Here is a 25,332-nt window from a genome sequence, read left to right on the forward strand (position 1 = left end):
CGCGGCCAGCAGGGTGACCGCGGGGACCGCGGGGACCGCGGCCAGCAGGGCGGCGAGCACGACGACGACCGCGGCGGCCGGCGGGGCCGCCGGTTCCGCGAGCGCAACCGGGGCCGCGGCGCCGGCCGCGAGCGCTACGAGGCCGAGCCCGTCGTCTCCGACGACGACGTGCTGATCCCGGTCGCCGGCATCCTCGACATCCTCGACAACTACGCGTTCGTGCGGACCACCGGCTACCTGCCCGGCCCCAACGACGTGTACGTCTCCCTGGCCCAGGTGCGCAAGAACGGCCTGCGCAAGGGCGACGTGATCACCGGCGCGGTCCGCCAGGCCCGCGAGGGCGAGCGGCGCGAGAAGTTCAACGCGCTGGTCCGCCTGGACACCGTCAACGGCATGGAGCCCGACCAGGCCCGCGGCCGGGTGGAGTTCTCCAAGCTCACCCCGCTGTACCCCCAGGAGCGGCTGCGCCTGGAGACCGACCCGGGCATCCTGACCACCCGGATCATCGACCTGGTCAGCCCGATCGGCAAGGGCCAGCGCGGCCTGATCGTCTCGCCGCCCAAGGCCGGCAAGACGATGGTGATGCAGTCGATCGCCAACGCGATCACCAAGAACAACCCCGAATGCCACCTGATGGTCGTGCTGGTGGACGAGCGGCCCGAAGAGGTCACCGACATGCAGCGCTCGGTCAAGGGCGAGGTCATCCACTCGACCTTCGACCGCCCCGCCGAGGACCACACCACCGTCGCCGAGCTCGCCATAGAGCGCGCCAAGCGGCTGGTGGAGCTGGGCCACGACGTGGTCGTGCTGCTGGACTCCATCACCCGGCTGGGCCGTGCCTACAACCTGGCGGCCCCGGCCTCCGGGCGCATCCTCTCCGGTGGTGTGGACTCCACCGCGCTGTACCCGCCCAAGCGGTTCTTCGGCGCGGCCCGCAACATCGAGAACGGCGGCTCGCTGACCATCCTGGCCACCGCGCTGGTGGAGACCGGCTCGCGGATGGACGAGGTGATCTTCGAGGAGTTCAAGGGCACCGGCAACATGGAGCTCAAGCTCTCCCGCCAGCTCGCCGACAAGCGCATCTTCCCCGCGGTGGACGTGGACGCCTCCAGCACCCGCAAGGAGGAGATCCTCATGGCCCCCGAGGAGCTGCGCGTCGTCTGGTCGCTGCGCCGGGTGCTGCACGCCCTCGACACCCAGCAGGCCCTCGAACTCCTGCTGGAGAAGATGAAGGAGACCAAGTCGAACGCGGAGTTCCTGCTCCAGGTCCAGAAGACCACCGTCGCGCACGACTGATCGCCTGACCGAGGCCCGACGGCAGGGCCCGCACGGATCCCCGTGCGGGCCCTGCCGCTTTCCGGAGGCTTTCCACCAGCCGGTTGCCCGGGTGCCTTCCGGCCGGTCGGACGGGTGCTTCTCCGCCTCTTCCGCGCGGCGGACCGTGCCGGTCCGCGTCTCCTCCCGGCCGCGGCGGGCGGGGGGTTTTCCCCACCTCCAAGAGGGAGGGCCGCGGGATGGTCCGCGAGGAGCCGGTCAGGGAGTCTTGGGAGGACGAGGAAGGAAGCCCCCTGAGATGACAGAGCCGAATGAGCCGGAGCGGGCGGAGCGCACGGTGCCGGTCGGGCGTTCAGCCGCAGGCGATACGCCGTCGGGCGCACGGTCTTCCGTGGAGGTGCCCCCGCCGCTGCGGCTGATCAGAGATCCGGCGGTGTGGAAGACCGCCGTCTACCTTCCGCTGAACGGCCCGCTGGGCCTGGGCTGGTTCGTCCTGCTGTGCGCGGGGGTGCCGCTGGCCGCCGCGACCACGATCATCTGGATCGGCCTGCCGCTGTGGGCGCTGCTGCTGCTGGCGCTGCGCGGCGGGTCGATGCTCGACCGGAGGCTGATCGGCTTCGCGTCCGGCTCCCGCATCCCCGACCCCTACCGTCCGCTTCCGCCGGAGGGGCTGCTGAAGAAGGGCGGGGCGATCCTCGGCGACCCGGCCACCTGGAAGGACCTCGCCTTCCAGCTCGTCAGGATCCCCCTGGCCTTCTGCTACTTCGTCGGGTCGGCCGTGATGTGGTCGGTGATCGCGGCGTTCCTGTTCGCCCCCGTGTTCGGGCAGTGGAACGAGGGGTTCGTCCCCGACATCGGGCCGTACCAGCCCGAGATCGACAGCTGGTACGAGGGCCTGCCGTACAGCGTCGTGGGCTTCTTCGGGGTGTTCCTGGGCCTGTACGCGGTCAAGGTCGTGGGCGCCGTCCACTTCCTGCTCGCCAGGGTGCTGCTCGGCCCGTCCGAGAAGCAGGAGCTGCGGATGCGGGCGTCGCAGCTGCAGGCCAGCCGGGCGCGCGGCGTGGACGCCGCCGAGGCCGAGCGGCGGCGGATCGAACGGGACCTGCACGACGGGGCGCAGCAGCAGCTGCTGGCCGTGGCGATGGACATCGGACGGGCCAGGAGCAAGCTGGACGCCGACCCCGAGGGCGCCCGGCGGCTGATCGACCAGGCGCACACCGGGGCCCGCGCGGCGATCACGGAGCTGCGGCAGCTCGCCCGCGGCATCTACCCGGCGATCCTCACCGACCGCGGGCTGGACGCCGCCCTCTCCGCGCTGGCCGCGCGCTCGCCGGTCCCGGTGCGCATGGACGTCCGCCTGGCGGAGCGGCCCCCGGCGGCGGTGGAGTCGATCGCCTACTTCACGGTGGCCGAGGCGCTGACCAACGCCGGCAAGTACGCACAGGCGTCCGGCGTGGCGGTCGAGGTGCACAGGGACCAGGACGAGGTGGTCGTCGAGGTGCGGGACGACGGTGCCGGCGGCGCCGCGATCCGGCCGGGGGGCGGGCTGGCGGGTCTGGCCGACCGGGCGGCGACCATCGACGGGACGCTGACCGTGGTCAGCCCTCCGGGCGGTCCCACGGTGGTGCGGGCGGTCCTTCCCTGCAGCTGGTGAAATGGGCGGCATGCGCATCGTGATCGCCGAGGACTCCGTGCTGCTGCGCGAGGGCCTGTCCCGGCTGCTCGCCGACGAGGGCATCGAGACGGCCGGGGCCGCCGGGGACGGGGAGGGCCTGGTGGCACTGGTCGCCGAGCACCGGCCCGACCTGGCGGTCGTGGACGTGCGGATGCCGCCGACCTTCACCGACGAGGGGCTGCGCGCGGCGCTGGCCGTGCGGCCGGTGCCCGTCCTGGTGCTCTCCCAGTACGTGGAGGAGCAGTACGCCGCCGAGCTGCTCGGCGGCGGCGCGCGGGGCGTGGGCTACCTGCTCAAGGAGCGGGTGTCGGACGTGGCGGAGTTCACCGCGGCGGTGCGGCGGGTCGCCGCGGGCGGCACGGTCATCGACCCGGAGGTCGTCTCCCAGCTGCTCGGGCGCAACCCCCTGGACGACCTGACCCCGCGGGAGAAGGAGGTGCTGGCGCTGATGGCCGAGGGCCTGTCGAACGCGGGCCTGGCCCGGCGGCTGATGATCGGGGAGGGCGCGGTGGAGAAGCACATCTCACGGATCTTCGCCAAGCTGGGGCTGGCGAGCTCCCCGGACGACCACCGCCGGGTGCTGGCGGTGCTGGCCCACCTCCGGAGGAGGACGGAATAGCGGCCGGTCCCGGCACGTTCTGGTATCCGGCATACTTGAAAGGCCCAAGGCTCCGGTTCCCGGCCCGCCATCGCGCGGCCGACCCGGTGCCGTCTCGAAGGAGATCATTCCATGAAGCCTGACATCCACCCGAACTACGTGGTCACCGAGGTGACCTGTACGTGCGGCGCGACGTTCAAGACCCGCAGCACCGTGGAGAGCGGCGTCATCCGCTCCGACGTGTGCTCCCAGTGCCACCCGTTCTACACGGGCAAGCAGAAGCTCCTCGACACCGGCGGCCGCGTGGCCCGCTTCGAGGCGCGCTTCGGCAAGAAGAAGGCCGCGGACAAGTAGGCGGACACCGGGCCCGGCCGCGGGCTGCGAAGGCAGCCGTGCGGCCGGGTCCCGCTTTCCGTCCTCCCGCCCTTGCGGTCCGCTTCCTGAAGAGAGCACACAGTGAACTTCGACCTCGACGACTTCCTGCGCGAGTACGCCGACATCGAGCAGGCGCTCGGTGACCCGGCCGTCCACGCCGACCAGAAGAAGGCGCGCGAGCTGGGCAAGCGCTACGCCCACCTGCGCCCGATCGTCGAGACCTACCGGGAGCTGGAGACCGCCGGGGAGGACCTGGCCGCCGCGCGCGAGCTCGCCGCGGAGGACAAGGCGTTCGCCGAGGAGGCCACCGCCCTGGAGGGGCGGATCGCCGAGCTGGGCGAGCGTCTCAAGCGCCTGCTGGTGCCGCGCGACCCCAGCGACGACAAGGACGTGATCGTCGAGATCAAGGCCGGCGAGGGCGGCGAGGAGTCGGCGCTGTTCGCCGGCGACCTCCTGCGCATGTACACCCGCTACGCCGAGCGCATCGGGTGGAAGACCGAGATCATCGACTCCCAGCTGTCGGACCTGGGCGGCTACAAGAGCGTCACCATGGCCGTGAAGGCCAAGGACGGCGCCTGGTCGCGGCTGAAGTGGGAGGGCGGCGTGCACCGCGTGCAGCGGGTGCCGGTCACCGAGTCCCAGGGTCGCATCCACACCTCGGCCGCCGGGGTGCTGGTGACGCCCGAGGCCGAGGACATCGACATCCAGATCGACCCGAACGACCTGCGCATCGACGTCTTCCGCTCCGGCGGCCCCGGCGGCCAGTCGGTCAACACCACCGACTCCGCGGTGCGGATCACCCACGTCCCGACCGGCACGGTCGTGCAGTGCCAGAACGAGAAGAGCCAGCTGCAGAACAAGGAGTCGGCGCTGCGCGTCCTGCGCTCCCGGCTGCTGGCCGTCGCGCAGGAGGAGGCCGAGGCCGCCGCGTCCGCCGAGCGCAAGGCCCAGGTGCGCACGGTCGACCGCTCCGAGCGCATCCGCACCTACAACTTCCCGGAGAACCGCATCTCCGACCACCGCGTGGGCTTCAAGGCGTATAACCTCGACCAGGTGATGGACGGAGACCTGCAGGCCGTGATCCAGGCGCTGGTCGACGCGGACATGGAACGCAGGCTGGACGAAATTCAGCAGTAATGAACTTGCTTCTCGACGAGATCGCGCGTGCGACGGCACGGCTGGCCGAAGCCGGTGTCGCCTCGCCGCGTGCCGACGCCGAGGAGCTGGCGGCCGCGGTGCACGGGGTGAGCCGCGGCGCGCTGCACACCCTGCCCGACAGCGCCTTCGACGCGCGCTACTGGGAGGGCATCGCCCGGCGGGAGGCCGGGGAGCCGCTGCAGCACATCACCGGCCGCGCGTTCTTCCGCTACCTGGAGCTGTCGGTGGGGCCAGGGGTGTTCGTCCCCCGCCCGGAGACCGAGGTCGTCGCCGGCTGGGCCATCGACACCCTGCGGGAGATGGACGTCGCCGACCCGGTCGTGGTCGACCTGGGCACCGGCTCCGCCGCGATCGCGCTGTCGATCGCCCAGGAGGTGCCCCAGGCCCGCGTCCACGCGGTCGAGCTCGACGCCGACGCCCACCGCTGGGCGGCCCGCAACATCGAGAAGCTGGACGAGCGCGACCAGGTCACCCTGCACCACACCGACTTCGCCGACGCGCTGCACGAGCTCGACGGCATGGTCGACCTCGTGGTCAGCAACCCGCCCTACATCCCGATGAGCGAGTGGGAGTACGTGCCGCGCGACGTGCGCGACCACGACCCCGCCGCGGCCCTGTGGGGCGGCGGAGACGACGGCCTGGACGCCGTCCGCGTGGTCGAGCGCACCGCGCGCCGGCTGCTGCGGCCCGGCGGCTTCGTCGCGGTCGAGCACAGCGACCTGCAGGGCGCCCCCGTCTACTGGATCTTCACCGAGGAGAACGGCTGGCGCGACCAGCGCAACCGTCGTGATCTCACCGACCGGGACCGGTTCGTCACGGCCCGCCTGACCACGGAGTAGCCCCCGCATGAGCCGGCACTACGACTGTTCGGACCCCCTGGAGCGCGTCCGGGGCATCGCCGACGCGGCCTCCTGCCTGCGCAGGGGCGAGCTCGTCGTCCTTCCCACCGACACCGTCTACGGCATAGCCGGCGACGCGTTCACCCCCTCGGCGGTGCAGAGGCTGCTGGACGCCAAGGGCCGGGGCCGGCAGATGCCGCCCCCCGTGCTGGTCGGCTCGGTGCGCGCGGCGACCGCGCTGATCGAGGACCTCGGCCCCTACGGGCAGGACCTCATCGACGAGTTCTGGCCGGGCGCGCTGACCGTGGTCTGCTCGGCCAACCCGAGCCTGTCGTGGGACCTGGGGGAGACCAAGGGCACCGTGGCGGTGCGGATGCCGCTGCACGACCTGGCGCTGGAGCTGCTCAAGGAGACCGGCCCGCTGGCCGTCTCCAGCGCGAACCTGAGCGGCTCTCCGGCCGCGCGCACCGCGGCCGAGGCCGAGGCGATGCTGGGCGAGAGCGTCTCGGTCTACCTCGACGGCGGCCCCGCCGGGGAGGGCAGGGCCTCCTCGATCGTCGACCTCACCGGCTCGCTGCCCCGGCTGCTGCGGCGCGGCGCGATCCGCGAGGAGAAGATCCGCGCGGTCTGCGGCGTGCTGCTGCGCGACGAGGGGCTGGGCGAGGAGGAGGACGAGCTCCCCGCGGAGGCGCCCCGCGACGACGCGGCCCTGTCCTTCGAGAAGGAGGCGGCGCCCGAGAAGGCCGACGGGTCCGAGAAGGCCGCCGAGCCGGAGAAGGCCGACGGGTCCGAGAAGGACGTCGCGCCCGGGAAGGACACCGCGCCGGAGAAGATCGTCGGGCTCGGGAAGGACGCCGGGTCCGAGAGGGACCTCGCGTCCGGGAAGGGCGCGGAGGCGGAGAAGGACGGGGCCGCGGGGGGCGACGCGCCGTCCGAGGTGCCGGCCGAGCCCTGGTGGGAGAAGAAGGACGAGCCGGGGCGCTGAGGGCTCAGCCGCGGCGCAGGACCGGCGGGCGGGCGGCCAGGAGGCCCAGGAGCAGCAGCCCGGCCCCGCCCAGCAGCGGGTCGCCCACCGACAGCATGACGAATCCGCCGGTCGCCGACTCGGCCAGCAGGTCCCAGGCCGCGACGCCGGCGCCCGCGGCGAGCAGGCAGCGGCGCAGCCGCACCGGGGTGCGGTAGCGGGCCACCAGCGCCAGCGGGAGGGCCAGCAGCAGCGCCATCCACCCCCAGGGGGTGAAGGCCAGGTGCGGGGGCGCGTAGCGGGGCGTGAGCGGGTCCAGGACGCCCTCGGGGAACGAGGCGCGCACCTTCAGCCCCTCATAGGGCCGCAGGTCGCTCTGCCGGAACTCCACGGCGGAGGGGCCGGCCTCCCGCCGGGCGCAGGGCGTCACCGCGCCGGAGGCCCCCGCCAGGCAGCCGGAGGCGAACGCGGCGGGCCCCTCGATCCGCACGGAGACCTCCTCCACCGGAACGGGCCAGCCCGGCTCCAGCAGCCCCCAGACGAGCTCGTCCCGCCCCTTCCCGGGGACGAACACGTCCAGCAGCTCGTACTCCAGCACGTACTCGTGGCGCCCGGAGACGGGGCCGCCGTCGCCGATCACGATGTGCCGCTCGTGGAGGACCTCCGTCACGGTCACGCCGACCGGCGCCCCCGTCCCGCTCGTGACCGACACCCCGCGCATCCGGTGGAGGCGGTCTCCGTCGCGCCTGCGCACCCCGCGCACCAGCCCGTGCTCGTGGGTGCCCAGGTAGTCGAACGTGAAGGACTCGCGCACCCGGACGCTCCCTTCCTCGCGCACCGTCAGCACCACGTCGTAGGAGGGGATGGACCCCTCGGGAACACTCCCGCCGCCCACCAGGAAGGGCAGGAGCGCCAGCAGGAGCAGCGCGCAGAGGGTCATCCCCCCGAGGGGAGCCGATCGCCGGGTTCTCATCACCGAGCGCAGTCTCTCCCGAACGCAGTGAAATCAACAACCGGACTTTCGGCCGCCTTTCCGCCCGTTTCGGAAAATGTGATGAAGCACACATGCAACCGCGGCGAAGATGCGGCCGGAAAGTGGATCTTCCGGTGGTCCCGCGTTGGTTCCCCAGCTCAGGGCGGGTGTCGGGTGGCGGGCGGCGTGCCGTGCCAGGGGCCGCCCATTCCGGGGTTGGACGAGAAAATCCGCCATTCGGTTCTCTCGGCAGCAGGATTTTCGCCTTGGCAAATCCCCTCATATGCGGCCAATAAAGATGATCTTCATCGAACCGATACAGTCCCTGGCCTATCGCAAGAACCATCAGGGAGTGATCACTATGCGGCGTACAGCTGCGGTCGCCATGACCGCCGTCACCCTGGGTGCCGGCGTCGGCCTCACCGCGGTCCCCGCCAGCGCCGCCCCGGCCGAGCGGAAGGCGACCAAGAGTTGGGTCACCTTCGACGGCAAGAAGGGGTCCATCTGGCGGACGATCCGGGGCAAGGGCACCTACACCCGCAACGGTGACCAGATCACCGTGAGCGGCTGGCTCCGCGACACCAAGGTGAACGGGTGGGGCCCGGGCGTGCAGTTCCGCGTGTGGCGGGACGGCCAGTGGCACGTCGACCGGAAGTACACCTACGTCAAGTACGTGTCGTCCGGCAAGCCCGTCGACAAGATCAACTACAACCTCGGGAAGATCTGGACCGGCACGGGCACCCACCTGCAGGTGCGCGAGGTGGCCGTGAAGGTCAGCAACAAGAACAAGCAGAAGTCCGGCGCCTGGAAGAAGCTCTTCTAGCGGTGCCGCGTGCTCCCGCGGCCCGGATGATCCGTCATCCGGGCCGTTCTTCTTTTTCGCCGCTATCGTGCCGCGGGTGGCCGAGAACGCGGAGCACCAGGGGAACAGGGCGGGCGATCTGGTCGCCGGGCGCTACCGGTTGTCGTCGGTGGCGGGGTCCGGCGGCATGGGCCGGGTGTGGCGGGCCCGGGACGAGCGGCTGGACCGGGAGGTGGCGGTCAAGGAGGTGCTGCTGCCGCCGGGCGTGCGCGGGGAGGAGCGCGAGCGGCTCAACCGCAGGGCGGTGCGGGAGGGGCGTTCGGCCGCGCGGCTCAGCCACCCGGGCATCATCACGATGCACGACATCGTCATCCACCGGGACTCGCCGTTCCTGGTCATGGAGTACCTGCCGGGGCGCTCCCTGGCCGAGGAGCTCGCGCTGGACGGGCCGCTGCCGCCGCACCGCGCGGCGCGGACCGGCCGGATCGTGGCCGAGGCGCTGCTGGTGGCGCACGGCGCGGGCATCGTCCACCGCGACCTGAAGCCGCAGAACGTGCTGCTGCACGGGGAGCGGGTGGTCATCACCGACTTCGGCGTCGCCCACCTGGTCGGCGACGCCACGCTGACCGCGGCGGGGGCGATCATGGGCACGCCCGCCTACATGGCGCCCGAGCAGGCCGAGAGCGCCGAGGCGAGCCCGGCCGCCGACGTGTGGTCGCTGGGAGCCACCCTCTACGCGGCGGTCGAGGGCCGTCCGCCCTTCGCCGGCGCCACCTATGTGGAGGCGCTCACCGCGCTCATCACCGGCGGGCCGAGGCCGCCGCGCACGAGCGGCCCGTTCACCGACCTGGTGATGCGGATCCTGCGCAGGAGGCCGGAGGACCGTCCGAGCCTGCCGGAGCTCATCTCGCTGCTGAAGCCGCTGGAGGAGCCCGCCGGAGAGCCTCCGTCCGTCCGGACGGAGCCGACCCGGTCCTCCGCCGGGCCGGTCGCCTCGTGGGCGCCGCCGGACCTGGGAGCGGCGCCGCCCGTACCCCGGGAGCCCGCGGCGTCCGCTCCGTCCCTGCCCGCGGTCCCGCTACGTCCTCCGGAGCCGTCGCGGCCGCGGATGTGGAGCCGCAGAGACCTCGGCGCCCTCGCCGGACTGTCCGTGTTGAGCGCGGTGCTCCCCGCCGGGGTGAACCTGGCCCGCGGCGGCGGGGGAGGGGAGCCGTCGCCGAAGCCGTCGGGGACACCGCTCTCCCAGGAGCTGAGCGGTGCGGTGCGGGCGGTGGCCTTCGCGGGTGAGGGGACGCTCCTGGCGACCGGCAGCGACGGCGATCCGGTGCGGTTGTGGGATCCGGTGCGGCAGGTCGAGACCGGCCGCCTGGAGGGTCCCTCCCCGGTCACCGCGCTGGCGTTCGGGCCGGGCGGCACGCTGCTGGCCGCGGGAGGAGGCGACCGCGCGGTCTGGATCTGGGACTCGGCCTCCCGCAGCCGCGTCGCGGTGCTGAACGGCCATGAGGCCGCCGTACGGGCCGTGGCGTTCGCCCCTGACGGCAAGCTCCTGGCCTCGGCGGGCGACGACGACGTCGTCCGCCTCTGGGACACCGCGACGCACCGCCAGGTGGCCGAGCTCGAAGGCCACGACGACGACGTGTGGGCGCTGGCCTTCAGCCGCGACGGCCGGACGCTCGCCAGCGGGGGCTGGGACGAGGCGGTGCGGTTGTGGGACGTGGCGGAGCGCAGGGAGCGGGACAGGCTGGACGGCCACCGCGCGGCCGTGACGGCCGTGGCGTTCGCCCCGGACGGCCGCACCCTGGCCAGCGGGAGCCAGGACCACACGGTGCGGATCTGGGACGCGGAGGAGGGGGAGGAGCGGCACGCGCGCAAGGAGCACCGCGACCACGTCTCGGCGGTGGCCTTCGCCCCGGACGGCCGGACGCTGGTGAGCGCCGGCTGGGACGGCGCCGTGCGGCTGTGGGACACCGACGGCTACGAGGAGCGGGCCGCGCTGCGGATGCGCGGCGGCGACCACGTGCTGTCCCTGGCGCTGGCCGGACGGTACCTGGCGACGGGCGGGCAGGGCAGGCTCGTCCGGACGTACACCCTCGGCTGAGGTCACTCGCGGCGCAGTTCGCCCGTCACGGGGTCCCCGTCCTCGGTGAGGGCGCTGTAGCGCAGCCCCTCCCCGCGCAGGGCGAGCCTGCCGGAGGAGCCGAGGCAGCCGGAGCCGGACGTCAGCCTCTCGTCGAAGAGGATCGCGTCCGGCTCGGTGCCCCGCAGGACGATGCCGAACCGGCAGGTCGCCGCGACGACGCCGGACTCCCCGACGGTCTGCCCGCGCTCGCCCCGGGTGAGCTCCAGTTCCAGCTCGTAGGAGCCGCCGGGCCCCTCCGCGGTGCCGCGCCAGCGGCCGATCATGGGCTCGGGCACCCCGTCGGGGGACGGCGGCGCGGTGAGCGGGAACGCGGGGACGGCGGGGGAGGCGGCCGGGGACGGTCCCGGCGCCGGCCCCGCCGGCCGGGTCGCCGCCCAGGACCCCGCGGCGATCACCGCGCAGGTCACCGCCGTCACCGCCCCTTGGACCCAGCGCACGCTCGCCTCCCCGGCGGTGTTCCGGCCACGTTTCGGTGGCCCAATTTATCGGGAGTCGGAGAGATTTCGAGCCATTGTTCTATGGCATTCATCGTCGAAACACTAAAATCCCACCACCTCTTGACAAAGGCATGTGGAGTGACCGAATGAGACGTATCGCTACGGTGAGCCTCACCGCGGGCTCGCTGGTCCTGGGCATGGCGGCGCACGCCGTCCCCGCCCGGGCGGAGGAGGCCGCGGACGCGTCCTCCTCCCGGGTGAAGCCCCTGGCGAAGGGGAGCTTCAAGACCAAGAACGGGCGCGCCAAGGCCTTCCGCCAGATCGAGGCGAGCGGCAGCTACCAGGTGACCCACGACAAGATCACCGTGAAGTTCAAGGTGCGCGACAAGAAGCGCGACGGCTGGACGCCGGCCGTCCAGTTCGCCGCGCTGGAGGCGTGGGACGGGGAGGGCACGGGCCTGTACTTCCCGCTCGCCAAGAACCTGCGCAACGGCCGCGGCGCCCCCGAGCCCAACCAGAGCGCCACCATCGAGGGCCCGCCGATCAACAACACGGTCGAGCCTCCCCGGGGCTCCACGCGGCCGGTGTGCCGCAGCTGCAGCACGGTCAAGCCCAAGCCGAAGCCCAGGCCGAAGAAGGGCCCGGCCGACGGGCGGTACACCTTCAAGTTCAAGGAGTCCTTCAGCTCCAAGTACACCGAGTACCTGGCCGTGCGCGAGGTCCTCCTGCGCAAGAAGGGCAAGAAGTACCAGTACAAGGTCGGTCCGACGACGATCGTGTACGCGGCGGCCGAGGGCCCGCACTTCGCGATCGACCCCGCCCAGAACGCCCGGGCCGCGGGCCCCGACGGCGTCTCGGTCCGGCGGAGCACCGTCCGGGACGGCCGCTACCGCGAGGCGGTGCGCGCGGGGCTGGCGGAGAACGCCAGGCGGGCGGTCCCCAAGGGCTGGACGCACTTCACCAACAAGAAGCTCCCCGGCCAGCTCGGCGGCAGCACCGAGACCTGGGGCTACTTCACCGGCTACCGCAACGACTCCGGCGGCACCAACGCCCGGCTCACCCTGCGCCTGCGCGACAACAAGGCCGACCGCCGGTACGCGGGCACGGTCGTGGCGTTCACCAACGCCGACGGCAGCGTCGCCGACCAGTGGACGCTCTCCAACCTCCAGGACCTCAAGGGCCGCTGGACCAGCCGGGTGGTGCACTCCACCTTCAGCGACCACCTGCTGTACCAGTCCTGCGTGGGCCTCTACGACGAGGTGGACGGCAAAGTGGTGTTCGTCCCCACGACCTGTGGCGAACCGCAACTTCTCTACTGATCAAGGGTGGAACAGGGCGTTTTCCCTCGGGTAAGGACCACCAGGGTCCCCCGGTGGGCGTAAGGTGTGCTGATCGTCGGACGGCCGCGGGCAACCTTCGGGGGCCGGTGGCCGTCTTACGGTTCACACGGAGACGGCGTCCGAGGACGGAGGGCGGGGGCGATGCGGGAGTACCTGCTGGTCATCCTCACCGGCATCACCGTCACCTACCTGCTGGTCACCCCCGTCAAGCGGCTCGCCCTGCTCATCGGGGCGCAGTCCCCGGTGCGCGAGCGCGACGTGCACTCCGTCCCCACCCCCCGGGTGGGTGGCCTGGCGATGTTCGGCGGCCTGCTGGGCGCCCTGGTGATGGCCAAGGGCCTGCCCCACATGCAGAAGGTCTTCGAGGAGACCAAGACCGCCGAGGCGGTGATCCTGGCCGGCGCGCTGATCGTCCTGCTGGGCATCGCCGACGACCTGTGGGACATCGACGCCCTGACCAAGCTGTCGGGGCAGGTCGCCGCCTCCGGAATCCTGATCATGAACGGGGTGCGGCTCACCACCATCCCCATGCCCGACGGCGGCTCGCTGGCGCTGGCCCCCCAGTACGGGGTGCCGCTGACGGTCTTCGTGGTCGTGGCGACGATCAACGCGGTGAACTTCATCGACGGCCTGGACGGCCTGGCCGCCGGCGTCGTGGGCATCGCGGCGTTCGCCCTGTTCCTGCTGTCCTACCGGCTCGCCGACGTCATCGACATCCCGCTGCTCATCGGCCCCACCATGGTCGCCGGCGTGCTGGTGGGCATCTGCGTCGGCTTCCTGGCGCACAACTTCCACCCGGCCCGCATCTTCATGGGCGACACCGGCTCGATGCTCATCGGGCTGCTGATGTCGGCGGCCACCATCCAGCTCATCGAGCTGTTCGACACCGCGCTGGCCGAGAAGTACTCGATCTTCCCGCTGTGGCTGCCGCTGCTGCTGGTGCCCATGGTCGTGGTCGTGCCCTACGCCGACATGCTGCTGGCCGTCTGGCGCCGCACCAACCAGGGCCGCTCGCCCTTCGCCCCCGACAAGCACCACCTGCACCACCGGCTGCTGCGCCTGGGCCACTCCCACCGCAGGTCCGTGCTGATCATGTACGGCTGGGTCGGCCTGGTGGGCTCCTGCATGGTCGCCATCTCGTTCGTCCCTCCCCGCTCCTCGATGCTCGTCGTCGTGGTGGGAATCACCCTCCTGGTCGCCGCGCTGGGCGCGGCCCTCATGGTCGGGGTGCCGCGGATCATGGCCAGAAGGGCCGCCGCGGCGGCGGAGCGGCGCCTGTCGGACGACACCGATTCCTTCACCCGACAGCCGGTTTAAGCAGCTGTTCGCCCTACCGTTACCCGAGGGGTAATTGCCGGGCTTCCCGGAGCTTGTGATAGCTTTCACTAAGTAGAGACGAACACGTTACGTGACCAACCGGAGCCTCTGATGGACTCAGGCACTTCGATCTTCAAAGGTGCCGCACTGCCCACCGCTCTCGCCGGCGTCGTGGCCCTGCTCGCGGGGCTGGTCCTCGACGGGGCGAAGGGCGCCGCGGGCGCGGCCGTGGGGACCGCGGTGGTCGTGGTGTTCTTCTCCATCAGCGCGTACGTGGTGAACTGGGCGTCGAAGATCTCCCCGCAGACCCTCATGCTGGCCGGCATCGCCAGCTACGTGGTGAAGGTCCTAGGTATGATGATCTTGATTTCGTCGTTCCGGGACGTCACCCTGTGGAACACGGTGATCTTCGGCTGGACGGTCGTGGCCCTGGCGGTCGTGTGGATCGTCGCCGAGTTCAGGATCACCCTCCAGACCCGAAGGCCTTACATTGACGAACCCACCACCGACCGCGAGCGGGGAGTCCGTGCCGGGCGTGGCTCGTGAAGGGCTACTCCGATATGACCAGTCCTCGACTGGCCTGCTATCGTTCGGCGCGCGATGAGCGAGCAATCGGAAGCGCCGCGGGAGACTGGCCCCAGCTTCGCCGACGCCGCCTGGTCCGTCCCGAGCTACCTGCTGTCCGGGATGGCGATCTGGGGCGGTATCGGGTGGCTGTTGAGCGAGTGGTCCGGGTGGGACCTGTTCAAGCCGATAGGGCTGATCATGGGTGCCGGGCTCGCCATCTACCTGGTCTACGTGAAATACGGTCGCTGACCGCCGGTACCCGGTACCCGGTCAGCGAGTACTTGATCCATCTTCAGCTTGAAGGGAACGCCACAGTGCGCGAGTGCAGCGAGCGGACCACTATGCCCACCGAGGTGAAGAAGTGAGCGCAGTGAGTGTCCTCGCCGCTTCCGGCGGCGGCGTCTTCACGCCGCCCGGTGCAGAGCTCTTCGACTTCCCGCCGCTGTTCGCGGGTGGTCCCGAGTGGCTGACCAAGCCGGTGGCCCTGGCCATCCTCGGCTCCCTTCTGACCTGCGCCATCGCCTGGAGCGCCTTCGCCAAGCCGAAGCTGGTGCCCCGCGGCATGCAGAACATCGGCGAGCTGGGCTACATCTTCGTCCGCGACCAGGTGGCACGGCCGTTCCTGGGCAAGAACGCAGAACGTTGGATGCCGCTTCTGCTGTCGATGTTCGTGCTCATCTGGGTCTGGAACATCTTCGCGGTCGTCCCGGTCATCCAGTTCCCGGTGGCCTCGCACATCGCCTTCCCCGCGGTGCTGGCGCTCAGCGTCTACTTCCTCAAGATCTACCTCGGCATGAAGCACCAGGGTCCGGTGAAGTACTTCACCAACCTCATCCCCAAGGGCCTGCCGAAGCCGATCTACGTCCTGCTGGTGCCGATCGAGTACCTCTCGACCTTCGTCCTCGCCCCCTTCACCCACGCGGTGCGACTCTTCGCGAACATGTTCGCCGGCCACATCATCCTGGCCTTCTTCAGCCTCGTGGGTTACTGGTTCCTGATCGAGAACCCGAGTCTGCTCGGCGCGCCGGTCGGCGTGCTCGGCGTGGTCATGACGATCCTGATGACGGCCTTCGAGCTGTTCATCCAGTTCCTGCAGGCCTTCCTGTTCACCATGCTCGCCGCCATGTACATCGGCAGCGGGCTGGAGGCGGACCACTAAGCCGCCCACTCTCTTTCCGTTCCAGAACAGACCTGACCGGTGGACACTCCACCGGAAGAGAACCGACCGGTGGAGCCTCCACCGGCCCAATGAAGGAGTACAAGAAATGAGCGTCGTCGCACAGTCGGCCATCGCCGCCGTCGAGGGTAACGTCGGAGCGATCGGCTACGGCCTTGCTGCGATCGGCCCCGGTGTCGGCGTCGGCATCATCTTCGGCCAGGGCGTCCAGGCGATGGCCCGCCAGCCCGAGATGACCGGTGTCATCCGCCAGAACATGATGCTGGGCTTCGTTCTGACCGAGGCGCTCGCGCTGATCGGTCTGGTCGCCCCGTTCATCTACGGCTGACGGCGCGCAACACAACCCTGACGAAAGGGCTGCACCTAAAATGATCACAGCAGCTTCAGTGCTCGCTGCGGAGGGCAACAACCCGCTCATTCCGCACACCTACGAGCTCGTCGTCGGCATCTTCTCGTTCCTGGTCGTGGTCCTGGTCGTCGGGAAGCTCCTGGTCCCCCGGATCCAGCAGACGCTGGCCGAGCGGGCCGATCTGATCGAAGGCGGGCTCAAGCGCGCCGAAGACGCTCAGACCGAGGCCAAGCAGACCCTCGACGCTTACAAGTCCCAGCTCTCCGAGGCCCGCCAGGAGGCGGCGCGTCTGCGGGAAGAGGCTCGTGAGCAGGGTGCTCAGATCATCGCCGAGATGAAGGAGCAGGCCCAGGTCGAGGCGCGCCGGATCGTGGAGAACGCCCAGGCGCAGATCGAGCAGGAGCGCGCCCAGGCCCTGGCCGCGCTGCGCGCCGAGGTCGGCGCCATGTCGGTCGAGCTGGCCGGCCGGGTCGTCGGCGAATCGCTCGAGGACGAGGCGCGCCAGCGCCGTATCGTCGACCGCTTCCTCGAGGAGCTCGAGTCCGCCAACGCGAGCAAGGCCCTGTGATGGCGGGAGCCGTCAGCAGGGCCTCGCTGGCCGAGGTCAACGAGAGGTTCGACGAGATCGTCGCGGGAGCGGACGCCGCCGCGCTCGGCACCGAGCTGTTCGCGGTCCTGCACCTGCTGGACCGCGAACACGGACTGCGCCGTTCGCTGGCCGACCCGGCCACCTTCGGCGAGGCCAAGGCGCACCTGGTGCGCTCGCTGCTCGAAGGCAAGGTCAGTGAGGCCGCCGTCGAGCTCTCGGCCGAGATCGTGCGCCGCAGGTGGAGCACGTCGGCCGAACTGACCGACGCGATCGAGCGGCTCGCGGTGGGCGCCCTGGCGGTCGCCGCCGAGCGGGCCGGCCAGCTCGGCCAGCTCGAGGACGACCTGTTCCGCTTCACCCGGATGGTCTCGGGCGAGCCGGAGCTGCGCGCCGCCCTGGCGGGCCAGCACATTCCCGGCGAGCGCAAGGCCGAGCTGGTCAGGGCTCTGGTGGAGGGCAAGGTCGCCGCGGCGTCCCTGGCCCTGCTCACCGAGGCCGTCTCGCACCCCCGGGGACGTAGCCTGGAAAGCGAGCTCGACGGCTACGGCAAGATCGTCGCCGAGCGGCGCAACCGGCTGGTCGCGCTCGTCCGCACCGCCGTTCCCCTCACCGGGGAGCAGCAGACCCGGCTCGCGGCGGCGCTCGGCGCCTCCTACGGCCGTGACGTACACCTGAACATCGAACTCGACCCGACCGTGCTCGGCGGCATCGCCGTGCAGCTCGGGGACGAGGCAATCGACGGCACGATCGCCGGACGCCTTGACGGCGTGCGCCGGCGGATCGCCTGAAGGCAAGGAAGGGATCATGGCGGAGCTGACGATCCGTCCGGATGAGATCCGGAACGCGCTGGAGCGTTTCGTCCAGTCGTACGAGCCCGACGCGGCCGCGCGCGAGGAGGTCGGCACTGTCACCGAGTCCGGCGACGGTATCGCTCGCGTCTCGGGCCTCCCCTCGGCGATGGCCAACGAGCTCCTGGAGTTCGAGGACGGCACCCGCGGTCTGGCGCTGAACCTCGAGCCCCGCGAGATCGGCGCGGTCGTGCTGGGCGACTTCAGCAAGATCGAGGAGGGCCAGCCGGTGCGCCGCACCGGTGAGGTCCTGTCCACCCCGGTCGGCGACGACTTCCTGGGCCGCGTCGTTGACGCCCTGGGCAACCCGATCGACGGCAAGGGCCCGATCGCCTCGACCGAGCGCCGCGCGCTGGAGCTGCAGGCTCCGACCGTCGTGCAGCGCCAGTCGGTCGGCGAGCCGCTGCAGACCGGCATCAAGGCCATCGACGCGATGACCCCGATCGGCCGCGGCCAGCGCCAGCTGATCATCGGTGACCGGCAGACCGGCAAGACGACGATCGCCGTCGACACCATCATCAACCAGAAGGAGAACTGGCTCTCCGGCGACCCCGAGAAGCAGGTCCGCTGCATCTACGTCGCCGTCGGCCAGAAGGGCTCCACCATCGCCTCCGTGCGCGGCACGCTGGAGGAGGCCGGCGCGATGGAGTACACCACCATCGTCGCGGCCCCGGCGTCCGACCCGGCCGGCTACAAGTACATCGCCCCCTACACCGGGTCCGCGATCGGCCAGCACTGGATGTACCAGGGCAAGCACGTCCTGATCGTCTTCGACGACCTGTCCAAGCAGGCCGAGGCCTACCGCGCCGTCTCCCTGCTGCTGCGCCGCCCGCCGGGCCGTGAGGCCTACCCGGGCGACGTCTTCTACCTGCACTCGCGTCTGCTCGAGCGCTGCGCCAAGCTCTCGGACGACATGGGCGCCGGTTCGATGACGGGCCTGCCGGTCATCGAGACCAAGGGCAACGACGTGTCGGCGTTCATCCCGACCAACGTCATCTCCATCACCGACGGCCAGTGCTTCCTGGAGACGGACCTGTTCAACCAGGGTGTCCGCCCGGCCATCAACGTCGGTGTCTCGGTCTCCCGCGTCGGCGGCTCGGCGCAGATCAAGGCGATGCGCACCGTCGCCGGCACCCTGCGCCTGTCCCTGTCGCAGTACCGCGACCTGGAGGCCTTCGCGGCCTTCGCCTCCGACCTGGACGCGGCCTCCAAGGCGCAGCTGGAGCGCGGCGCCCGCCTGGTCGAGCTGCTCAAGCAGCCGCAGTACAACCCCTTCCCGGTCGAGAAGCAGGTCGTCTCGGTCTGGTCGGGCACCTCCGGTGAGCTGGACGAGGTGCCGGTGGAGGACATCCGCCGCTTCGAGAACGGCTTCCTCGAGCACGTCGAGAGCAACCACAAGGGTCTGCTGAGCGGCATCCGGGACACCGGCAAGCTGTCCGACGACGCGCTGACCACCCTGAAGGACGCCATCACGGAGTTCAAGAAGGGCTTCACCACCAGCGAGGGGACCCTGCTGGGCGCCGAGGAGCCGGTCGAACCGCTGGCCTCCGACGAGGTCGAGCAGGAGACCATCAAGCGCGTCAAGAAGGCCTGATCCATGGGAGCCCAGCTTCGTCTCCTGCGGCGCAAGATCAAGTCGGCTCAGTCGACCGCCAAGATCACGCGCGCGCAGGAGCTGATCGCCACCTCACGGATCTCCAAGGCCCAGGAGCGGGTCGCGGCGTCCCGGCCGTACGCGGAGAAGATCACGCGGGCGCTGACCTCGCTGGTCAGCCACCGGCCGGGCGTGGACCACCCGCTGCTGCACGAGCAGCCGGAGGACAAGCGCTCCGCGGTGCTGATCATCACCTCGGACCGCGGCTTCTGCGGCGGCTACAACGCCAACGTGATCCGCGAGGCCGAGTCCCTGATGGCGCTCCTGCGCGAGCAGGGCCGCGAGCCCGTCCCCTACGTGGTCGGGGTCAAGGGCATCACCTGGTACAAGTTCCGCGACCGCCAGGTCGGCGGGGAGTGGTCGGGCTTCAGCGACCGGCCGGACTTCCCCAGCGCCGAGCGCATCGGCCGCAAGCTGGTCGAGGACTTCCTCAAGACCGACGCGGAGGGCGGTGTGGGCGAGATCCACATCGTCTACACCGAGTTCGTCTCGATGCTCACCCAGACGGTCCAGGTCAAGCGCCTTCTGCCGCTGCAGATCGAGGAGATCGAGCAGACCGAGGGGCCGCTGCCGTCGTACGACTTCGAGCCGACCGCGGAGGCCACGCTGGACCTCCTGCTGCCGAACTACATCGAGAGCCGCATCTTCCACATGCTGCTCCAGGGTGCGGCCTCGGAGCTGGCGGCCAGGCGCCGGGCGATGAAGTCCGCGACGGACAACGCCAATGAACTGATCGGCATCTACTCGCGCCAGGCCAACCAGGCGCGGCAGGCCGAGATCACCCAGGAAATCAGCGAGATCGTCGGTGGCGCCAACGCGCTGGCCGACGCCAGCGCGGGGAGTGAATAGGAAACATGTCTGCAACTGCGGTAACGATCGGCACCGGCCGTGTCGTCCGGGTCGTCGGCCCGGTCGTCGACGTGGAGTTCCCCTCCGACGCCATGCCCACGATCAACAACGCGCTCCACGTCGAGGTCGTGCTCGGCGCGGAGACCAAGACCCTGACCCTCGAGGTCGCCCAGCACCTGGGTGACAACATGATCCGGGCCATCTCCATGCAGCCCACCGACGGCCTGGTCCGCGGCGCGGCGGTGTCCGACACCGCCGAGGCCATCTCGGTCCCGGTCGGCGACATCACCAAGGGCCACGTGTGGAACGCCCTGGGCGAGTGCCTGGACGCTCCCGGCCTGCAGGTCAACGAGCGCTGGGGCATCCACCGCAGCGCCCCGCCGTTCGACCAGCTGGAGTCCAGGACCGAGATGCTGGAGACCGGCATCAAGGTCATCGACCTCCTCACCCCGTACGTCAAGGGTGGGAAGATCGGCCTGTTCGGCGGCGCCGGCGTGGGCAAGACGGTGCTCATCCAGGAGATGATCACCCGTGTCGCCCGCAACTTCGGTGGCACCTCGGTGTTCGCCGGCGTCGGCGAGCGCACCCGTGAGGGCAACGACCTCTGGGTGGAGATGGAGGAGGCGAACGTCCTCAAGGACACCGCCCTCGTCTTCGGCCAGATGGACGAGCCGCCGGGCACCCGTCTGCGGGTCGCCCTGTCCGCCCTGACGATGGCGGAGTACTTCCGCGACGTGCAGAAGCAGGACGTGCTGCTGTTCATCGACAACATCTTCCGGTTCACCCAGGCCGGCTCGGAGGTCTCCACCCTGCTCGGCCGCATGCCGTCCGCGGTGGGCTACCAGCCGACCCTGGCCGACGAGATGGGCCAGCTGCAGGAGCGGATCACCTCGACCCGCGGTCACTCGATCACCTCGATGCAGGCGATCTACGTCCCCGCGGACGACATCACCGACCCCGCTCCGCACACCACCTTCGCGCACCTCGACGCGCGTACGGTGCTCTCCCGGGCCATCACCGAGAAGGGCATCTACCCGGCGGTGGACCCGCTGGACTCCAGCTCGCGGATCATGGACCCGGCGATCATCGGCGCGGAGCACTACGCGGTCGCGCAGGAGGTCACCCGGATCCTGCAGAAGTACAAGGAGCTCCAGGACATCATCGCGATCCTCGGTATCGACGAGCTGTCCGAGGAGGACAAGGTCACCGTTCAGCGCGCCCGTCGCATCGAGCGGTTCCTGTCGCACCCGATGTACGTCGCCGAGCAGTTCACCGGCCAGCCCGGTGTCACCGTTCCGCTCGACGAGACCATCGCCTCCTTCAAGGCGCTGTGCGAGGGCAAGTACGACCACATCCCCGAGCAGGCGTTCTTCATGTGCGGCGGCGTCGACGACGTAGAGAAGAAGGCCAAGGAACTCGCGAAGTAGCGAGCGGTAGGTAAGGCCTCAGCCGAGCAGAGGTCCCCGCTGGCGTCGACGACGTCAGCGGGGGCACGGCAGCCAGCGTCCCGGTATGACAAAAAGGCGCGCTTTGCTGCCACAGCGACGGGCCTTATCCAACAGGAGGATTGACATGGCACTTCGAGTTGCCCTTGTCTCGCCTGAGCGTGAGGTGTGGGCGGGCGAGGCCGAGATGGTGGTCGCGCAGACCATCGAAGGCGAGATCGGTATCCGTACCGGTCACGCCCCCGTGCTGGGCGTGCTCGTCGACGGCAGCCTGGTGAAGATCCATCCGGCGGCGGGCGACGTGATCGTCGCCGCGGTCGGCAGCGGCTTCTTCTCGGTCGCGGACAACGAGGTCTCCGTCCTGGCCGAGCAGGCCGAGCTGGGCGGCGAGATCGACGTGGCCCAGGCCCGTGAGGCACTGGCACAGGCTCAGGCCGACGGTGACGGCGACAACCCGCAGGTGGTCGCCGAGCGCCGTGCCCGCGCGCGGCTGCGCGCGGCCGGGGCCGAGTCCTAGAAGAGAGAAACCGGTAGCACGTGGGCGAGCACCTGGCACGAGACATCGGCTGGGTGCTCGCCGCCGTCGTTCTGCTGGCGGTCCTGCTGTTCGGCGTGATGTCGTTGCGCCGCTGGCTGCTGGAGCTGGGCGGCGGCACGGTGGAGTGCAGTCTGCGCGACCTGCAGGACGCGGGCGTCTGGCGGCTGGGGATCGGCCGCTACCAGGGCGACGAGCTGCAATGGCACCGCATCTTCGGCTTCAGTCGCAGACCCCGGGAGGTGATCCACCGCCGGGGTCTCGTCGTGCTCAACCGGCGCGACCCCGAGGGCGAGGAGATCGCCGCCCTCACCGCGGACGCGGCCATCATCGAGGTCAAGAACGGCGACCTGGCGGTCGAGCTGGCGATGTCGCCGGCCGCGCTGACCGGCTTCCTGGTCTGGCTGGAGTCCTCGCCGCCGGGCTGGCCCGTCGATCTTCCGGGGACCACCTGAGCGTTAGGGTTGGTGCCATGAGTCGTGATGACAAGCCGGTCGTGTTGTCCAAGATCTACACCCGTACGGGCGACGACGGGACGACGGCGCTCGGCGACGCCAGCCGCACCGCCAAGACCGACCCGCGCATCGCCGCCTACGCCGACGTGGAGGAGGCCAACGCCGCGATCGGCGTGGCGCTGTCGGTCGGCTCGCTGCCGGAGGCCGTCGCCGCGGTGCTCAGGCAGGTGCAGAACGACCTGTTCGACGTGGGGGCGGATCTGTGCACCCCCGTCGCGCCCGACCTCGGCTACGAGCCGCTGCGGGTCACCGACGAGTACGTGGAGCGGGTGGAGGGCTGGTGCGACCGGTTCAACGAGCCGCTGGCCCCGCTGCGCAGCTTCATCCTGCCGGGGGGCGCGCCGGGCACCGCCTACCTGCACGTGGCGCGCACGGTCACCCGCCGGGCGGAGCGGATGATCTGGTCGGCGCTGGAGGAGCACGGCCCGACGATGAACCCGCTGACCGCCCGCTACGTCAACCGCCTGTCGGACCTGCTGTTCATCTTCTGCCGGGTGGTCTCGGCCGGCGACGACGTCCTGTGGAAGCCGGGCGGCTGAGCCGCGGTCACAGGAACAGGGCCATGAGCACGTCGTCGACGCCGCGGCCCTCGATGAGGAACTCGTCCTTGAGCACGCCCTCGACGGTGAAGCCCAGCCGCTCGTAGAGCCGCCGGGCCGTGGTGTTGCCGGACAGGACGCGCAGGGTGAGCTTGCTCGCCCCCTGCCGCCGCGCCTCGGCGACGGCGGCCTCCAGCAGCAGCCGCCCGACGCCGCGGCCCTGCGCCGCGGGGTCGACGGCCAGACCCTGGATCTGTCGGACGTGCGCGGCGCTGGGCTGCAGGAGGGGCTGCACCAGCCGCGTGTAGCCCACGACCCGGTCGCCGAGCTCGGCGACCAGGAAGTGCTCGGGCAGGTGGAAGCGGTCGTAGAAGTGGCCGCCGGGGGCGGGCCGGGGCATGACGGAGTGCTCCGGGGACCAGGTCAGCCGGTCCAGTTCGGCCAGCGCCTTCTCGTCGCGGGGCAGCGCCCTGCGGATCCTCACCTCACCCATCTCACCCATCCGTCCATTCTGCCGCTCCGCCCGCACGGGCACCGGGAAAAGGCTCAGTGCGGCGCCGCGGCCGGCGCGGGGAGGACGCCGCGGGCGAGCTGCTCGCGCCGGCCCCGCTCCCAGACGCGGGCCCAGCGCCGGTCCAGGAAGCGGTCCAGCCGGGAGGCCGGCGGGACGGGGCGGGCGGGGAAGGAGTGGGAGGCGCGGAACTCCTTGGCCAGCTGGTCGGCGTCCAGGAGGTGCCCCGCCCAGGCCGCGGCGCGGACGGGGTCGGCGACCAGCTCGTCGTAGTCCAGGAAGGCGATCCGCTCGACGGGCAGGCGGGCGGTGCGCCGCAGCATGCCCAGGACCCGCAGGCGCAGGTTCCAGCGGCCCAGCGCGCTCAGGAGGGCGGCGCCCGGCCGCGTGCGCTGCAGGGCGATGAGGGCGCGGACGAAGGGGCTGTGCCCGGTCAGCGCCATGCCGTACGCGGTGTGCTCGGCGCCGCGGGCTAGGGCGCGGTCGGCGCTGTGGTGGATGCCCGCCAGCCTCCTGCGGGTCACGATCACCCCGGCCTCGGGGAAGCAGCGCAGGAGCAGGGCCTCCCGGCCGGTGTCGGAGGGGTTCTTCAGGACGGCGGTCCCCGCGCGGTCGGTGATGTCGGCGGCGACCCTGCGCAGCAGCGGCGCGGACCGGGGGTGGAACCGGCTCGTCAGGCGGGTGGTGACGCCCTGGTCGACCAGGAGCCAGCCGTACTCCTCGGGGGTCGAGGCGGTGACGGGCCGGGCGTCGACCCCGCGGTCCACCGGCTCCTCGGCTTCGATCAGCGCGTTCAGCCGCGCCGCCAGGTCCGCCGAGCCGTATCGGACGAGGTCGCCGACGGTGAACGGCTCACCGCCGGTGGCACGGGCCGTCGCCTCCAGCAACACGGTGGTCCCGCTGCGGTTGAAACCGCTGACGAAGAGGATCACTCTGCTCCCTTGCTCCGGCGATCAGCTGAACAGGTGTCTATGGAATCGTGGTATATGACGTTTAACTATGAATGTTTCTGATAAATCATCGTGAGATGAGTTGTGTCGGACCTGACAGTTCCGGGTTTCTGTCCACCCGGCCGGATCGGGGGCGAGCGGCTCCGCGGGGTGGGAGACTGGGTCGGTGCGCCTTGTCATAGCCCGTTGCAGTGTCGACTACGTGGGGCGGCTCACCGCCCACCTCCCGCAGGCCACCCGGCTCGTCCTCATGAAGGCCGACGGCAGTGTGTCCATCCACGCCGACGACCGCGCCTTCAAACCGCTGAACTGGATGAACCCGCCCTGCACCGTGCGGGAGGAGGCCTACACCGAGCACGGGGCCGTCGCCCGCTGGACGGTCACCCACGGCAAGTCGGGGGAGCAGCTCATCCTCACGATCTTCGAGGTGCTGCACGACCACCGGCACGAGCTCGGGGTGGACCCGGGCCTGCAGAAGGACGGCGTGGAGGCGCACCTGCAGGAGCTGCTCGCCGAGCACATCACCACGCTGGGGGAGGGCTACCGGCTCATCCGGCGCGAGTACCCGACGGCGATCGGGCCGGTGGACATCCTGTGCCGTGACGCCGCGGGGGCCACGGTCGCGGTGGAGATCAAGCGGCGCGGCGAGATCGACGGCGTCGAGCAGCTCACCCGGTACCTGGAGCTGCTCAACCGGGATCCGCTGCTGGCGCCGGTCAAGGGCGTCTTCGCCGCCCAGGAGATCAAGCCGCAGGCGCGGGTCCTCGCCCACGACCGGGGGATCGAGACGCTCACGCTGGACTACGACGCGCTGCGGGGCATCGAGCGCGAGGGCACGCTCTTCTGAGAACCGGCCGGGCGTCCGGCCGGTCAGACGGGGACGGGCCCCGGCGGGGTCCCCCCCCGGCGCG

Annotated in this window: 28 protein-coding genes; 24 read left to right on the forward strand and 4 right to left on the reverse strand. The window is 70.9% G+C overall.

Going from position 1 to position 25,332, the window contains the following annotated elements; all coding sequences use genetic code 11:
* The 7 genes from rho to ABD140_RS31775 all read left to right on the forward strand — a co-directional run.
* The coding region (rho, locus tag ABD140_RS31745) for a transcription termination factor Rho (RefSeq protein ID WP_344245103.1) at positions 1-1,296 on the forward strand (1,296 nt) is incomplete at its 5' end.
* Positions 1,297-1,573: 277 nt separating this feature from the next.
* Complete coding sequence (locus ABD140_RS31750; protein WP_344245106.1) at positions 1,574-2,929, forward strand: sensor histidine kinase; 1,356 nt, start codon at positions 1,574-1,576, stop codon at positions 2,927-2,929.
* Positions 2,930-2,939: 10 nt separating this feature from the next.
* Complete coding sequence (locus tag ABD140_RS31755; protein ID WP_344245108.1) at positions 2,940-3,569, forward strand: response regulator transcription factor; 630 nt, start codon at positions 2,940-2,942, stop codon at positions 3,567-3,569.
* 111 nt (positions 3,570-3,680) lie between these two features.
* Positions 3,681-3,902, forward strand: coding sequence for a 50S ribosomal protein L31 (gene rpmE, locus ABD140_RS31760; protein WP_106397717.1), 222 nt, complete (start codon positions 3,681-3,683; stop codon positions 3,900-3,902).
* Positions 3,903-4,004: 102 nt separating this feature from the next.
* Entirely contained in the window at positions 4,005-5,060 is a 1,056-nt protein-coding gene (gene prfA, locus ABD140_RS31765) for a peptide chain release factor 1 (protein ID WP_344245111.1), read from the forward strand.
* The gene (gene prmC, locus ABD140_RS31770; protein WP_344245113.1) at positions 5,060-5,920 is read left to right on the forward strand and encodes a peptide chain release factor N(5)-glutamine methyltransferase; all 861 of its coding nucleotides are present in this window, start codon (positions 5,060-5,062) and stop codon (positions 5,918-5,920) included. The genes prfA and prmC overlap by 1 nt, the downstream gene beginning before the upstream one ends.
* Positions 5,921-5,927: 7 nt before the next feature.
* Positions 5,928-6,905 (forward strand): L-threonylcarbamoyladenylate synthase, encoded by a 978-nt coding sequence (locus ABD140_RS31775; protein ID WP_344245115.1) that lies wholly within the window; start codon positions 5,928-5,930, stop codon positions 6,903-6,905.
* A gap of 4 nt (positions 6,906-6,909) precedes the next feature.
* On the opposite strand, the gene ABD140_RS31780 is transcribed toward ABD140_RS31775, so the two are convergent.
* Entirely contained in the window at positions 6,910-7,824 is a 915-nt protein-coding gene (locus tag ABD140_RS31780; protein ID WP_344245117.1) for a DUF2207 domain-containing protein, read from the reverse strand.
* 394 nt (positions 7,825-8,218) lie between these two features.
* Between ABD140_RS31780 and ABD140_RS31785 the strand changes: the two genes are divergently transcribed.
* Together ABD140_RS31785 and ABD140_RS31790 are read left to right on the forward strand one after the other, a co-directional pair.
* Complete coding sequence (locus ABD140_RS31785) at positions 8,219-8,680, forward strand: hypothetical protein (RefSeq protein ID WP_344245119.1); 462 nt, start codon at positions 8,219-8,221, stop codon at positions 8,678-8,680.
* A 76-nt stretch (positions 8,681-8,756) separates the two neighbouring features.
* Entirely contained in the window at positions 8,757-10,757 is a 2,001-nt protein-coding gene (locus ABD140_RS31790) for a WD40 repeat domain-containing serine/threonine protein kinase (RefSeq protein WP_344245121.1), read from the forward strand.
* A 2-nt stretch (positions 10,758-10,759) separates the two neighbouring features.
* Here ABD140_RS31790 and ABD140_RS31795 read toward each other — a convergent pair whose 3' ends face one another.
* Positions 10,760-11,236, reverse strand: coding sequence for a hypothetical protein (locus tag ABD140_RS31795; protein ID WP_344245123.1), 477 nt, complete (start codon positions 11,234-11,236; stop codon positions 10,760-10,762).
* A gap of 146 nt (positions 11,237-11,382) precedes the next feature.
* Here ABD140_RS31795 and ABD140_RS31800 point away from each other — a divergent pair, with 146 nt between their 5' ends.
* From ABD140_RS31800 to ABD140_RS31865, 14 genes are all read left to right on the forward strand, one after another.
* Positions 11,383-12,555, forward strand: coding sequence for a hypothetical protein (locus ABD140_RS31800; protein WP_344245125.1), 1,173 nt, complete (start codon positions 11,383-11,385; stop codon positions 12,553-12,555).
* 162 nt (positions 12,556-12,717) lie between these two features.
* The gene (locus ABD140_RS31805) at positions 12,718-13,893 is read left to right on the forward strand and encodes an MraY family glycosyltransferase (RefSeq protein ID WP_344245127.1); all 1,176 of its coding nucleotides are present in this window, start codon (positions 12,718-12,720) and stop codon (positions 13,891-13,893) included.
* Positions 13,894-14,004: 111 nt separating this feature from the next.
* Positions 14,005-14,439 (forward strand): Cg1360 family ATP-synthase-associated protein, encoded by a 435-nt coding sequence (locus tag ABD140_RS31810; protein ID WP_344245129.1) that lies wholly within the window; start codon positions 14,005-14,007, stop codon positions 14,437-14,439.
* A 54-nt stretch (positions 14,440-14,493) separates the two neighbouring features.
* Complete coding sequence (locus ABD140_RS31815) at positions 14,494-14,709, forward strand: hypothetical protein (protein WP_344245131.1); 216 nt, start codon at positions 14,494-14,496, stop codon at positions 14,707-14,709.
* A 112-nt stretch (positions 14,710-14,821) separates the two neighbouring features.
* Positions 14,822-15,619, forward strand: coding sequence for a F0F1 ATP synthase subunit A (atpB, locus tag ABD140_RS31820; protein WP_344245133.1), 798 nt, complete (start codon positions 14,822-14,824; stop codon positions 15,617-15,619).
* A 106-nt stretch (positions 15,620-15,725) separates the two neighbouring features.
* Positions 15,726-15,965, forward strand: coding sequence for an ATP synthase F0 subunit C (gene atpE, locus ABD140_RS31825; protein WP_344245135.1), 240 nt, complete (start codon positions 15,726-15,728; stop codon positions 15,963-15,965).
* Between the two features lie 40 nt (positions 15,966-16,005).
* Positions 16,006-16,554, forward strand: coding sequence for a F0F1 ATP synthase subunit B (locus ABD140_RS31830; protein WP_344245137.1), 549 nt, complete (start codon positions 16,006-16,008; stop codon positions 16,552-16,554).
* Positions 16,554-17,363, forward strand: coding sequence for a F0F1 ATP synthase subunit delta (locus ABD140_RS31835; protein WP_344245139.1), 810 nt, complete (start codon positions 16,554-16,556; stop codon positions 17,361-17,363). Before ABD140_RS31830 ends, ABD140_RS31835 begins: the two co-directional genes overlap by 1 nt.
* 16 nt (positions 17,364-17,379) lie before the next feature.
* Positions 17,380-19,017: a F0F1 ATP synthase subunit alpha gene (atpA, locus tag ABD140_RS31840; protein WP_344245141.1), complete on the forward strand. Its 1,638-nt coding sequence runs from the start codon at positions 17,380-17,382 to the stop codon at positions 19,015-19,017.
* 3 nt (positions 19,018-19,020) lie between these two features.
* The gene (locus ABD140_RS31845; RefSeq protein WP_344245143.1) at positions 19,021-19,926 is read left to right on the forward strand and encodes a F0F1 ATP synthase subunit gamma; all 906 of its coding nucleotides are present in this window, start codon (positions 19,021-19,023) and stop codon (positions 19,924-19,926) included.
* Positions 19,927-19,931: 5 nt separating this feature from the next.
* Positions 19,932-21,353, forward strand: coding sequence for a F0F1 ATP synthase subunit beta (gene atpD, locus ABD140_RS31850; protein ID WP_344245145.1), 1,422 nt, complete (start codon positions 19,932-19,934; stop codon positions 21,351-21,353).
* A 145-nt stretch (positions 21,354-21,498) separates the two neighbouring features.
* Positions 21,499-21,888 (forward strand): F0F1 ATP synthase subunit epsilon, encoded by a 390-nt coding sequence (locus ABD140_RS31855; RefSeq protein WP_344245147.1) that lies wholly within the window; start codon positions 21,499-21,501, stop codon positions 21,886-21,888.
* A gap of 20 nt (positions 21,889-21,908) precedes the next feature.
* Positions 21,909-22,361 carry a DUF2550 domain-containing protein gene (locus ABD140_RS31860; RefSeq protein WP_344245149.1) on the forward strand — a complete coding sequence of 151 codons (453 nt, stop codon included), beginning with the start codon at positions 21,909-21,911 and terminating at the stop codon, positions 22,359-22,361.
* A 17-nt stretch (positions 22,362-22,378) separates the two neighbouring features.
* Positions 22,379-22,960, forward strand: a complete 582-nt coding sequence (locus ABD140_RS31865; RefSeq protein ID WP_344245151.1) for a cob(I)yrinic acid a,c-diamide adenosyltransferase — start codon at positions 22,379-22,381, stop codon at positions 22,958-22,960.
* Between the two features lie 7 nt (positions 22,961-22,967).
* Here ABD140_RS31865 and ABD140_RS31870 read toward each other — a convergent pair whose 3' ends face one another.
* The gene (locus ABD140_RS31870) at positions 22,968-23,462 is read right to left on the reverse strand and encodes a GNAT family N-acetyltransferase (protein WP_344245153.1); all 495 of its coding nucleotides are present in this window, start codon (positions 23,460-23,462) and stop codon (positions 22,968-22,970) included.
* Between the two features lie 44 nt (positions 23,463-23,506).
* Positions 23,507-24,403, reverse strand: coding sequence for a sulfotransferase (locus tag ABD140_RS31875; protein ID WP_344245155.1), 897 nt, complete (start codon positions 24,401-24,403; stop codon positions 23,507-23,509).
* Positions 24,404-24,587: 184 nt separating this feature from the next.
* Between ABD140_RS31875 and nucS the strand changes: the two genes are divergently transcribed.
* The gene (gene nucS, locus ABD140_RS31880) at positions 24,588-25,268 is read left to right on the forward strand and encodes an endonuclease NucS (RefSeq protein WP_344245157.1); all 681 of its coding nucleotides are present in this window, start codon (positions 24,588-24,590) and stop codon (positions 25,266-25,268) included.
* Positions 25,269-25,332 lie beyond the last annotated feature (64 nt).

The organism is Actinocorallia libanotica, from assembly GCF_039525175.1.
GTDB lineage: Bacteria > Actinomycetota > Actinomycetes > Streptosporangiales > Streptosporangiaceae > Actinocorallia > Actinocorallia libanotica.

What these genes read in the sequence shown, in the direction of transcription:
- ABD140_RS31750 (WP_344245106.1), top strand. Translation starts at nt 1,574, where the DNA reads ATGACAGAGCCGAATGAGCCGGAGCGGGCGGAGCGCACGGTGCCGGTC.
- ABD140_RS31755 (WP_344245108.1), top strand. Translation starts at nt 2,940, where the DNA reads ATGCGCATCGTGATCGCCGAGGACTCCGTGCTGCTGCGCGAGGGCCTG.
- rpmE (WP_106397717.1), top strand. Translation starts at nt 3,681, where the DNA reads ATGAAGCCTGACATCCACCCGAACTACGTGGTCACCGAGGTGACCTGT.
- prmC (WP_344245113.1), top strand. Translation starts at nt 5,060, where the DNA reads ATGAACTTGCTTCTCGACGAGATCGCGCGTGCGACGGCACGGCTGGCC.
- ABD140_RS31775 (WP_344245115.1), top strand. Translation starts at nt 5,928, where the DNA reads ATGAGCCGGCACTACGACTGTTCGGACCCCCTGGAGCGCGTCCGGGGC.
- ABD140_RS31780 (WP_344245117.1), bottom strand. Translation starts at nt 7,824, where the DNA reads ATGACCCTCTGCGCGCTGCTCCTGCTGGCGCTCCTGCCCTTCCTGGTG.
- ABD140_RS31785 (WP_344245119.1), top strand. Translation starts at nt 8,219, where the DNA reads ATGCGGCGTACAGCTGCGGTCGCCATGACCGCCGTCACCCTGGGTGCC.
- ABD140_RS31800 (WP_344245125.1), top strand. Translation starts at nt 11,383, where the DNA reads ATGAGACGTATCGCTACGGTGAGCCTCACCGCGGGCTCGCTGGTCCTG.
- ABD140_RS31805 (WP_344245127.1), top strand. Translation starts at nt 12,718, where the DNA reads ATGCGGGAGTACCTGCTGGTCATCCTCACCGGCATCACCGTCACCTAC.
- ABD140_RS31810 (WP_344245129.1), top strand. Translation starts at nt 14,005, where the DNA reads ATGGACTCAGGCACTTCGATCTTCAAAGGTGCCGCACTGCCCACCGCT.
- ABD140_RS31815 (WP_344245131.1), top strand. Translation starts at nt 14,494, where the DNA reads ATGAGCGAGCAATCGGAAGCGCCGCGGGAGACTGGCCCCAGCTTCGCC.
- atpE (WP_344245135.1), top strand. Translation starts at nt 15,726, where the DNA reads ATGAGCGTCGTCGCACAGTCGGCCATCGCCGCCGTCGAGGGTAACGTC.
- ABD140_RS31830 (WP_344245137.1), top strand. Translation starts at nt 16,006, where the DNA reads ATGATCACAGCAGCTTCAGTGCTCGCTGCGGAGGGCAACAACCCGCTC.
- ABD140_RS31835 (WP_344245139.1), top strand. Translation starts at nt 16,554, where the DNA reads ATGGCGGGAGCCGTCAGCAGGGCCTCGCTGGCCGAGGTCAACGAGAGG.
- atpA (WP_344245141.1), top strand. Translation starts at nt 17,380, where the DNA reads ATGGCGGAGCTGACGATCCGTCCGGATGAGATCCGGAACGCGCTGGAG.
- ABD140_RS31845 (WP_344245143.1), top strand. Translation starts at nt 19,021, where the DNA reads ATGGGAGCCCAGCTTCGTCTCCTGCGGCGCAAGATCAAGTCGGCTCAG.
- atpD (WP_344245145.1), top strand. Translation starts at nt 19,932, where the DNA reads ATGTCTGCAACTGCGGTAACGATCGGCACCGGCCGTGTCGTCCGGGTC.
- ABD140_RS31855 (WP_344245147.1), top strand. Translation starts at nt 21,499, where the DNA reads ATGGCACTTCGAGTTGCCCTTGTCTCGCCTGAGCGTGAGGTGTGGGCG.
- ABD140_RS31865 (WP_344245151.1), top strand. Translation starts at nt 22,379, where the DNA reads ATGAGTCGTGATGACAAGCCGGTCGTGTTGTCCAAGATCTACACCCGT.
- ABD140_RS31870 (WP_344245153.1), bottom strand. Translation starts at nt 23,462, where the DNA reads ATGGGTGAGATGGGTGAGGTGAGGATCCGCAGGGCGCTGCCCCGCGAC.